We start from the raw sequence: 10,369 nt of genomic DNA, 5'->3' as shown, positions 1-10,369 counted from the left end.
ACCCAAAATATGTCAGCCCCACTCGCCGAAAGATTACGCCCCAAGAAATTAGATGAATACATCGGGCAAGAACATATTTTAGGTAAAAACAAACCTCTTCGCACTGCCATTGAGGCCAATCTTGTGCCGTCGATGATTTTGTGGGGACCACCAGGCACTGGCAAAACTACACTTGCTTTGCTCATTGCCGAAGCCACCAAACGCCAGTTTCATCAACTCAATGCCGTGAGTTCGGGTGTGAAAGAATTGCGTGAAGTTATCAGCAAAGCTTCGGGGCTCTTCCCTCCTATTGTGTTTATCGACGAGATACATCGCTACAATAAATCTCAACAAGATTCGCTACTCGCAGCCGTTGAAAAAGGACAAATCACACTCATTGGAGCAACGACCGAAAACCCATCTTTTGAACTCAATAGTGCCGTACTTTCTCGGTGTCAAGTCTATATTTTGGAGGGTTTCGGACAAAAAGAGCTCAAAGAACTAACCGACAGGGCTTTGCGTGAAGATCTGGTTTTGAAAGAAAAAAACATCAAAGTAGAGTCGTATGATGCACTCATGCGGGTTTCGGGCGGCGATGGGAGAAAGCTCTTGAATCTGCTAGAATTGATAACTTTTTCGTATCCACCCGATGCCGAGATTATCATTAACGATGATTTGGTAGAAGAAGTTGCCCAACGAAACATTGCTCGCTACGATAAATCGGGCGAACAACATTATGATATTATTTCGGCATTTATCAAATCGTTGCGAGGCTCTGACCCAAATGCGGCACTTTATTGGATGGCTCGCATGATTGTGGCCGGTGAAGACCCCGAATTTATCGCCCGAAGAATGTTGATTTTGGCTTCGGAAGATATTGGCAATGCCAACCCGACGGCCGTGATTATGGCCAATAATTGTATGCAAGCCGTAAAGGTAATTGGTTATCCCGAATGTAGAATTATTCTTTCGCAAACGGCCATTTATTTGGCAACTTCTCCCAAATCAAATGCTTCTTACGTGGCAATTGATGCCGCAATTGCTTTGGCAGAAAAAACGTCTCATTTATCCGTTCCGCTGGCTCTTAGAAATGCCCCAACTAAGCTCATGAAACAAATTGGCTACGGCAAAAACTACCAGTATTCGCACAATTACGAAGGAAGTTTTGCAAAACAAAATTTTTTACCCGATGAACTAAAAGGCACAAAACTCTACGAACCAAGCAACAACGCCCGTGAAAACGAAATCAGACGACAGCTACAAACTTGGTGGGCAGAGTGGTATGGGTATTAGGAGTCCGCAGTCAATAGTACACAATCAACAGAACCATCCCCGACAACAAAAGATATTATTTCAGATTAAGTAATTAGTGAAAATCCGAACTCTTCCTAACTACCATTTCCGTAGGAATTTTGATGGTCTTGAGTTGCTCCGAATAATTTGATTTTCTTTCTATCGAATCAAGTAATAATTCGGCAGCGGTTTGGCCAATCTCGAAGGCAGGTTGCACGATTGTACTCAACGAAGGGGCTAATAAATGAGCTACTTTCAGATTCGTAAAACCAATAAATGAAAGTTCTTCAGGAATCAGAATGCCTTGCTCTTTTACTGCCGAAAAACAATCTAATGCCAGCCTATCACTCGTAGTAAAGATAGCATCAGGTTGCTGCTCCTTGAGTAAATTAAAGATTAGCTTTTTTGCCTCTTCGGGTTCAAATCCACAATATTTTACCAATGATTCGTCGTACGGAATTTGGTGTTTTTCGAGGGCTGCTTGGTAGCCCATCAAACGCTCTTTGGTGATTGATAACAACGACGGACTCGTAATATGAGCAATCCGACGACGCCCCGATAAAATCAAATGCTCGGTTGCTTTATATGCTCCATCAAAATTATCAGCCACTACTTTATGAGCATCTATTTTATCAGAAACTCTATCAAATAATACTAAAGGCAACTTTTTCCCTTGAATTTCTTGCAGATGCGATACATTATTGGTTTGCCCAGAGAGCGAAATCAGCAAGCCATCGACCTTTCGAGCAATAATATGCTGGATGTTAGTCACCTCACGTTCGTACGATTCATGACTTTGAAAAATAACAACATGATAACCTCGTTTATTGGCTACATCTTCGATACCATTAATGGCCTGCGAAAAGAAATGATTAGCGATTTCGGGTACAATTACGCCAATGGCTCTACTTTTATTTTCTTTTAAACTTAGGGCAATCGGATTGGGCGAATAATTGACTTTCTCGGCATATTCCATTACCAATCTCTTCGTTTCAGCATTGATTTCGTAGCTTCCTCGTAATGCCCTCGATACGGTCGAAGTCGAGAGATTTAATGCTTTAGCAATGTCTTTTATCGTAACGGTTTCCAATCTTTAAATCTTATTAAAGTACAATTTTATCTCTTTCTATTTCTACACAAGATGCACATAAAAATAGTATATAAAAAACAAAAATCAAAGTTTATTTGATTCAGAACAATTCAAAACCAATTTTTGGCAACGTTCCCGATAACGATTGCATAAAGATTGTCGGTGAAATACTTGCTCATAAAATTTTCTTGTTGCATCTTAGAAAAGTCAAATATAAACAACATTAAATACTATAAAAGACTTTTCAAGGAATTTTACATATTTTGGTCATTATTATACAAGAAAAAACAAAAACGATACATGTTTAGCTTAGAAGGGAAAACCGCACTCGTAACGGGGTGCAATAAAGGCATCGGAAAAGGTATAGCTATTGGTTTAGCAGAAGCAGGTGCCGACATCATTGGGGTTTCGGCAAGTATCGAATTAAGTGGTAGTGAAATCGAGCAAGAAGTAACCGCCCTTGGCCGTAACTTCAAAGCCTATCAAGCTGATTTCAGCGACCGAGACAGCCTCAAGGCATTTATTGGAAAAGTGAAAAACGATTTTCCTGTAATTGACATTCTAATCAATAATGCTGGCACAATCATGCGAAACCCCGCTGCCGAACATTCGGACGAATATTGGGATAGAGTAATGACTATCAACCTTGATTCGCAATTTATTTTAGCCCGTGAAATCGGGCGAGATATGATTGCTCGTGGCTCAGGGAAAATCATCTTTACGGCTTCGTTGTTGACTTTCCAAGGAGGCATCAACGTACCAGGCTACGCCGCCAGCAAAGGTGCAATCGGTAGCTTAGTAAAAGCACTAGCCAACGAGTGGGCAGGTAAAGGCGTAAACGTGAATGCCATTGCTCCTGGCTACATTGCTACTGACAACACCGAAGCACTCAGAAACGACCCCGAACGCAGCACTTCGATTTTAGGCAGAATTCCGGCGGGTCGTTGGGGAGAGCCGCAAGATTTCAAAGGTCCAGCCGTGTTTTTAGCATCATCGGCATCAGATTACGTACACGGAACAATCTTGACCGTTGATGGCGGATGGATGGGGAGGTAATACCCCCCCGCCCCTAAAGGGGAGCTTAAATTACACCAAAACGAACGAATTATATAATTAACAATAAAAAAAACTCCCCTTTAGGGGATGGGGGTATGCAAACAAGATACGAAAGTAGTCCAAAAGAAACGGCAGGAATGAACACCGCCGAATTACGTAATAATTTTTTGGTAGAAACATTATTTACTGCCAACCAAATCCATCTGACTTATTCGCACTACGACCGCATGATTTTGGGCGGAGTAATGCCAACAACCGAAACTTTAACGCTGGGTACTTACGAAGATTTAAAATCGGAATATTTTCTTGAAAGAAGAGAGTTGGGCATTATCAACGTAGCAGGCGATGGAAAAGTAACAGTTGATGGTCAAGAATATCTTGTAAACAAATTAGATTGTTTGTACGTAGGCAGAGGAGCAAAAGACATCACTTTTAGCAGTATTAGTGCCGAAAACTCAGCTAAATTCTTTGTTCTTTCTTGCCCTGCCCACAAAGAATATCCAACTCAATTAATGACGAAAGAAGCTGCTTCGCCTGCCCACATGGGTGCGGTAGAAACGGCCAATCAGCGTACAATTTATAAATATATTCACCTTGACGGCATCAGAAGCTGCCAATTGGTGATGGGCCTTACTGTTTTGCAAAACGGAAGTGTTTGGAATACGATGCCATCGCACACACACGACCGCCGTATGGAAGTTTACTGTTATTTTGATGTACAAGAAGGGCAAGGCGTGCTACATTTGATGGGCCAACCACAAGAAACTCGTCATCTGTGGGTGAGCAATCATCAAGCTATTATTTCTCCTCCGTGGTCGATTCACTCAGGATGCGGTACTACTAATTATTCGTTTATTTGGGGAATGGCAGGCGAAAACCAATCTTTTGCCGATATGGATTTTGTGGCCATTAATGAGCTAAGATAACCTATTATTTATTTACTATACAATTACTTGCTATTGATTTTGGCAGGTTTTGGCCCTAAAATTCACCCAAAACTTGTCAAAAAACCAATAGTTTGATTTTCTATTTCTCTATTTTTTAAAAATCACCTAAAAAAACCTTTTGTTAACTTTACAATGAAAAAATTATTTATTCTACTGCTCTTGACGACCGTACAGGTAGTGATGGCACAAGCCCAAAAGATTTCGGGTAAGGTGACAGACTCCAAAACGGGTGAAGGTTTGCCGAGCGTATCAGTTATGCTCAAAGGTACTAAAACAGGTACTACTACAAATGCAAAAGGAGAATTCTCGTTGTCTGCCGACAAAAAGAATGGAACTTTAATTGTTAGTTTGATAGGTTATGCAATCAAAGAGGTTGCGATTGGTAACCAAACTAATCTTGAAATCGAATTAGACGAAGATACGCAAACCCTCAACGAAGTAGAGGTGGTAGCTATTGGTTACGGTGATGGCGTTAGCCGTCGTGACCTCACAAGTTCGGTATCGTCGGTTGGTTCAAAACAACTCAAAGATATTCCGATTACGAATGCAGCTGAAGCACTCACTGGCCGCTTGGCGGGTGTGCGAGTAACAACCTCAGAAGGTGCTCCAGGGGCTGATATTCAGATTCGTGTGCGTGGTGGTGGTTCAATCACACAAGATAACTCTCCGATTTATGTAGTTGATGGTATTCAGGTAGAAAACGCACTTTCGTTTATTTCTCCGCAAGATATCGAAACAATTGACGTATTGAAAGATGCATCTTCAACTGCCATTTACGGTGCAAGAGGTGCCAATGGTGTGGTTATTATCACAACAAAATCTGGTAAAGGCGGCAAAACTACGGTAAGTTATAATGGTTCGGCGGGTGTGCGTGAAATTTTCAAAAAATTAGATGTTATGAGTCCGTATGATTTCGTACGTTGGCAATACGAAAGAAGCCGTGGCGATATTCCAGCCGAAACAAGCTTTACGAACCAATATGGTACTTGGGAAAACATCAATCAGTATAAAACCGTTGATGCAATCGACTGGCAAGAAGAGGTTTTTGGCCGCCAAGCAGGATACCAAAATCATAATTTAATTGTAAACGGTGGAAATGCTAACACAAGCTACAACTTGAGCTTAACTGCTAATCAAGAGCAAGGTGTATTGCTCGAATCGGGTTTCAATCGTTATTTGGCTACTTTCAAAATGGACCACAAAGCCAGCGACAAACTCAAGGTTGGTTTCAATGTTCGCTACACTGACCAAGTCATTAGCGGAGCAGGGACTTCGGGTAGTGGAACAAAATCTACGAACCGTTTACGTCACTCGGTGCAATACCGTCCGTTGTTGATTGGGGTAAATCCAGAAGTAGATGATTTCGACGAGAATCTTTATATTTCCTCAGGAAACTTAGTGAATCCAATCTTGATGACGCAAGCCGAATACCGCAAAGCATACACAAAGGCCATCAACTTGAGCGGATATTTTAGCTACAATATTTTGAAAAACTTGGTGTTCAAATCAACTATTGGTATCGACAACAATGACACAAAAAACAACCAGTTTTTCAGTAAAATTACAGGAACAGCTCGCAACTTTGCCTCGCTTCCAGTAGCTTCGATTTTCCAAGGAAATGCCGTAACCATCAATAACTCGAACACGCTTCAGTTTACTAAAAAATTCAATAAAGTACACGATTTCAGTGCTTTAGTAGGCCAAGAGGTTTTTCAATTAGTAACCCGCAGCACTACTATCGAAACTCGTTATTTCCCTGCTGATATTTCTGCCGACCAAGCATTGGCCAACATGGGTCTTGGTTCACCACCATCGGGTGCAGCACAGGCTCGTCCAGCATCAAACGAAACTCCACCCAACCGTTTATTCTCGTTATTTGGTCGTGTAACTTATGGTTATGCTGACAAATATTTAGCTACGGTTTCGTTGCGTTCTGACCGTTCTTCAAAGTTCAATTATCAAAACGGTGCATTGGTTTTCCCATCGGGAACTTTGGCTTGGCGTTTCTCTGAAGAAAACTTCTTGAAAGGAAATAAATTTATCACGGATGGTAAGTTGAGAGTAGGTTATGGTGTGGCAGGTAATAACCGTATCGGCGATTTGCTTTATCAACAACTCTACGGTGTAACGGGTGAATATGCCCTCAACCACAACGTATTGCCAGGTTATGCTCCAGTAGCATTAGCCAACCCTGACCTCAGATGGGAGTCGAATATTTCACAAAATATTGGTTTAGATTTATCTTTCTTGAATAATCGTTTCCAATTGACACTCGACGCTTACAAAAATAAAGGTCAAGATTTGCTTTTGGCGGTGGCTATCCCTCCTACTTCGGGCTATTCTTCTCAAATCCGTAACTTGGGCTCGACCACCAATCAAGGGGTTGAATTACAATTAAATGCCTACATCATCAAGAAAAAAGACTTGACTTGGAATGCTAACTTCAATATCTCGAATAACAAAAATACAGTAACTAGCCTCGGAACAGTTTCGCAGCTAACTCGTAACTCTGGCTGGCAAGGCTCAGATGGTACTGACGATTTCTTGGTAAAAGTTGGTCAGCCAGTAGGTTTGATGTACGGTTTCGTAACTGATGGTTATTACAAAATCGAAGATTTTAACTATAATCCAAACTCAACAACTCCGACTGGATTCTATACTTTGAAGCCAGGTATTGCAGTAAACGCTGTTTACGGAACACCACAACCAGGTATGTTGAAATGGAAAGACTTAGATGGTGATGGCCTCGTAACGGCCGATAAAGACCGTACGGTAATCGGAAACGCCAACCCGAAATTTATCGGTGGTTTGAATAATCAAGTAGCTTACAAAGACTTCGATTTGAGTGTTTTTGTGAACTGGGTTGTTGGAAACGATATTTATAATGCCAATAAAATCGAAATGACCGACGGAGCTTTTCCGAGTTTGAATATGCTCAAATTCATGGAAAACCGCTGGACAAATATCAACGATAAAGGTGTAGTTGTAACTGACCCAACCGAATTAGCAGCTATCAATGCTAATGCCACTATTTGGTCGCCTGTGCGTGTACAACGCTACTGGTTACACTCGTGGGCAGTTGAAGATGGTTCGTTTTTGAGAATCAATAATATTACTTTGGGTTATTCATTGCCAAACGCAGTATTGAAAAAAATCAAGATTTCAAAATTGAGAGCTTTTGCAACGGTCAATAACTTGGCGACATTCACGAAGTATTCGGGCTATGACCCAGAAGTAAATACTCGTCGCTCTGACCCACTCACACAAGGTGTTGATTTTGCGGGTTATCCTCGTGCAAAAACTTGGGTAGCTGGTATCAATCTAACGTTTTAAAAAGCCCCTCCCAACCTCCCCAATGGGGAGGAGAAAAGAGAGCTAAGAAACATAAACAAACATTCATGCTCAATTAAACACCCACCAAGCATGAATTAAACATATTAATCAAAGTCCCCCCATCGGGGGTTAGGGGGCTATTAACAATGAAAAATATATTTAAAAAAATAACAATTCTTGGTTTATCACTCTCGATGACGAGCGTGGTAATCAGCGGTTGTAAGGATTTCTTGGAAGTACAGCCAAAATCGCAGGTGAGTATTTCTGATGCGTTCTCGAATGTAGCCAATGCTACAAATGCAATTATTGGTGTCTATGACGAACTCATGGGCGATAACGGCTACGGAATCCGTATCAATATGTATTATCCGTATGACTCTGACGAAATGATTGTTTCGGGAAATATCGATAACGGTCGTCGTGGAATCGGTCGTTATCAATTATTACTCACCAATGCCGAACTTCGCAATCCATTCTTGCAACTCTACCGTGGTGTTGAAAAAGCCAATCTTTGTATCGAACAAATTCCGCAGATGGCACTTTACAATAACGGAACTGATGCTGAGAAAAAAGAACTTCGTCGCTTGCATGGCGAGGCACTTACACTCAGAGCTCAATTTTTGTTTGAGTTGATAAGAAACTGGGGCGATGTACCGGCTCCATTTACGCCTGCCTACAAACAAACCGACTTGTTTTTACCACAAGCCAACCGTGACGAAACTTATGCAAAAATTATCGAAGACCTAAAAGTAGCAGCAGACCTTTTGCCGTGGAGAACCGAAGCAGGTCCTAGAAATGAGCGTATCACCAAAGGAGCCGCAAAAGCTTTGCGTGCAAAATTGGCGATGTTTAGAGGTGGTTTCTCACTCAGAAGTAGCGGTAAAATGGAGCGAAATGCCGATTATTTGACCTACTACAAAATTGCTCGTGACGAATGTGCCGATTTGATGGCTAAAAGAGGCGAACACACGCTCAATCCGAGCTATGAAGATATTTGGAGAAAACTCACTTCGTTTGTTTATGACCCACAAGGAGAGATTATTTTTGAAGTTGGTGCAGGTGGCTCAAACTCAAACTCTGATAGCCGTATGGGTAACTACAATGGCCCATCGGTAAATGCCGCTTCACGCTTCGGAACTGGTGGTGGTGGTTTATTGGTGCTACCAAACTACTTCTACGCTTTCGACTCAACCGATACTCGTCGTGACGTATCAACCACTTTTTATGCCATTGCGGCTACCAATATCAAATCGCCAAGAAGATTGGGCGAATTGACCGATGGTAAATTCAGAAAAGACTGGCGTGTGCCATTGTTGCCAGGAACTGCCCTAAACGTAGGTTATAACTGGCCAATGATTCGTTTCTCTGATGTATTATTGATGTTTGCTGAGGCCGAAAACGAACTCAACGGAAACCCAACTGCGGCAGCAATTGCGGCTTTTGAAGAAGTTCGTAAAAGAGCATTTACCAATAAAAACAGCCCAGCTATTGGTAGAACTCCAACAACCAAAGATGCCTTTTTTGATGCAATTGTCAATGAGCGTTATTTAGAATTTGGTGGCGAGGGTATCCGCAAGTTTGACTTGATTCGTTGGAACTTATTGGCTACGAAAATTGCCGAAACTCGTACCAGAATTGCTGATATGAAAGCAAGAAGAGGAGCATACGCAAATGTTCCGCAGTATCTTTTCTGGAGAAATAATGGAGAAGAACTTCAATTCTTGAATTCATTCTATCGTGCCAATACAAGCACTACCGCTCCAACAGGCTGGACAAGACTCGATTGGGCTCAACACCTAACAGGAAACCTAATTGATGCTTTACCACTTGACCAAGCTATTGCTCGTTTCTTCACCACAGGTAAAAGTGAGCTTTTCCCTTACGACCAAGCAACAGTTGATGCTTATCAAGGAAAATTGAAGCAAAATCCAGGGTATTGATACCCCCACCCCCTAAAGGGGAGTCTTATTTTTTAACTTTTCCTTACATCTCGGTAGGTCAAATTTTCTATTGAAGATTAAGGATTACAAATTGTTGATTGAAGATTGTTGAAGGTTCGCTACTGCGATTAATAAAATACCATCAATAATCTTCAATCAGTAATGCTTAATCTTCAATCAAAAAAACAAGTTTTTACGACAATGCTATATAAAATAATCATTTTAGGGTCTATCTTAGCTGTTTCGGCTTTGGGTTGTCGTGCAACAAATATAGTTTCGCCAAGCACCGATAATACTTCAGTTGTAATATCTAAAGATTCGGTAGCCGAACGAATGCTACTTTACCAACGCAACAACGGTGGTTGGCCACAACCAGGTGGCAATGCCATTGATTATTCAAAAACACTCTCTGAAACACTCAAAACCACACTAAAATCAGAAAAAAACAAACTCGATGCTTGCATCGACGACCGAGCTACTACTACCGAAATTAAAACGTTGGTTTCGACTTACAAGAAAACCAACAACCCCGAATACTTAAAAGCCGCCGAAAATGGCATAAAGTACTTACTTACTGCACAAAATCCTGCTGGTGGCTGGGGACAATTCTTCCCTGACACAAGCAGTTATCGCAAACACATTACCTACAACGATAACGCCATGATTGATGTAATGTGGGTAATGAAATACGCTTCGGAAGGCACAAATGATTTTGAAACGATTGATAAAAC

At 41.4% G+C, this 10,369-nt stretch carries 7 protein-coding genes; 6 read left to right on the top strand and 1 reads right to left on the bottom strand.

Annotation, left to right across the window (positions count from 1 at the left end; genetic code table 11):
- Window positions 1-9 precede the first annotated feature (9 nt).
- A complete protein-coding gene (locus tag ACOVO2_RS03640) occupies window positions 10-1,272 on the top strand; it encodes a replication-associated recombination protein A (protein WP_421768664.1) in 1,263 nt (420 codons plus the stop codon).
- Window positions 1,273-1,345: 73 nt separating this feature from the next.
- Here ACOVO2_RS03640 and ACOVO2_RS03635 read toward each other — a convergent pair whose 3' ends face one another.
- A complete protein-coding gene (locus ACOVO2_RS03635; protein ID WP_421768662.1) occupies window positions 1,346-2,362 on the bottom strand; it encodes a LacI family DNA-binding transcriptional regulator in 1,017 nt (338 codons plus the stop codon).
- A 300-nt stretch (window positions 2,363-2,662) separates the two neighbouring features.
- Here ACOVO2_RS03635 and kduD point away from each other — a divergent pair, with 300 nt between their 5' ends.
- The 5 genes from kduD to ACOVO2_RS03610 form a co-directional block, all read left to right on the top strand.
- A complete protein-coding gene (gene kduD / locus ACOVO2_RS03630; RefSeq protein ID WP_421768661.1) occupies window positions 2,663-3,418 on the top strand; it encodes a 2-dehydro-3-deoxy-D-gluconate 5-dehydrogenase KduD in 756 nt (251 codons plus the stop codon).
- Between the two features lie 95 nt (window positions 3,419-3,513).
- Window positions 3,514-4,344, top strand: a complete 831-nt coding sequence (kduI, locus tag ACOVO2_RS03625) for a 5-dehydro-4-deoxy-D-glucuronate isomerase (RefSeq protein ID WP_421768660.1) — start codon at window positions 3,514-3,516, stop codon at window positions 4,342-4,344.
- A gap of 153 nt (window positions 4,345-4,497) precedes the next feature.
- Window positions 4,498-7,698 (top strand): SusC/RagA family TonB-linked outer membrane protein, encoded by a 3,201-nt coding sequence (locus tag ACOVO2_RS03620; RefSeq protein ID WP_421768659.1) that lies wholly within the window; start codon window positions 4,498-4,500, stop codon window positions 7,696-7,698.
- A gap of 146 nt (window positions 7,699-7,844) precedes the next feature.
- The gene (locus ACOVO2_RS03615; protein WP_421768658.1) at window positions 7,845-9,638 is read left to right on the top strand and encodes a RagB/SusD family nutrient uptake outer membrane protein; all 1,794 of its coding nucleotides are present in this window, start codon (window positions 7,845-7,847) and stop codon (window positions 9,636-9,638) included.
- Window positions 9,639-9,839: 201 nt separating this feature from the next.
- The coding region (locus ACOVO2_RS03610; RefSeq protein ID WP_421768657.1) for a pectate lyase at window positions 9,840-10,369 on the top strand (530 nt) is incomplete at its 3' end.

Source organism: Emticicia sp., assembly GCF_049241225.1.
Lineage (GTDB): Bacteria > Bacteroidota > Bacteroidia > Cytophagales > Spirosomataceae > Emticicia.
This window is presented reverse-complemented; position numbering and strand designations above follow the sequence as displayed.

What these genes read in the sequence shown, in the direction of transcription:
- ACOVO2_RS03640 (WP_421768664.1), top strand. Translation starts at nt 10, where the DNA reads ATGTCAGCCCCACTCGCCGAAAGATTACGCCCCAAGAAATTAGATGAA.
- kduD (WP_421768661.1), top strand. Translation starts at nt 2,663, where the DNA reads ATGTTTAGCTTAGAAGGGAAAACCGCACTCGTAACGGGGTGCAATAAA.
- kduI (WP_421768660.1), top strand. Translation starts at nt 3,514, where the DNA reads ATGCAAACAAGATACGAAAGTAGTCCAAAAGAAACGGCAGGAATGAAC.
- ACOVO2_RS03620 (WP_421768659.1), top strand. Translation starts at nt 4,498, where the DNA reads ATGAAAAAATTATTTATTCTACTGCTCTTGACGACCGTACAGGTAGTG.
- ACOVO2_RS03615 (WP_421768658.1), top strand. Translation starts at nt 7,845, where the DNA reads ATGAAAAATATATTTAAAAAAATAACAATTCTTGGTTTATCACTCTCG.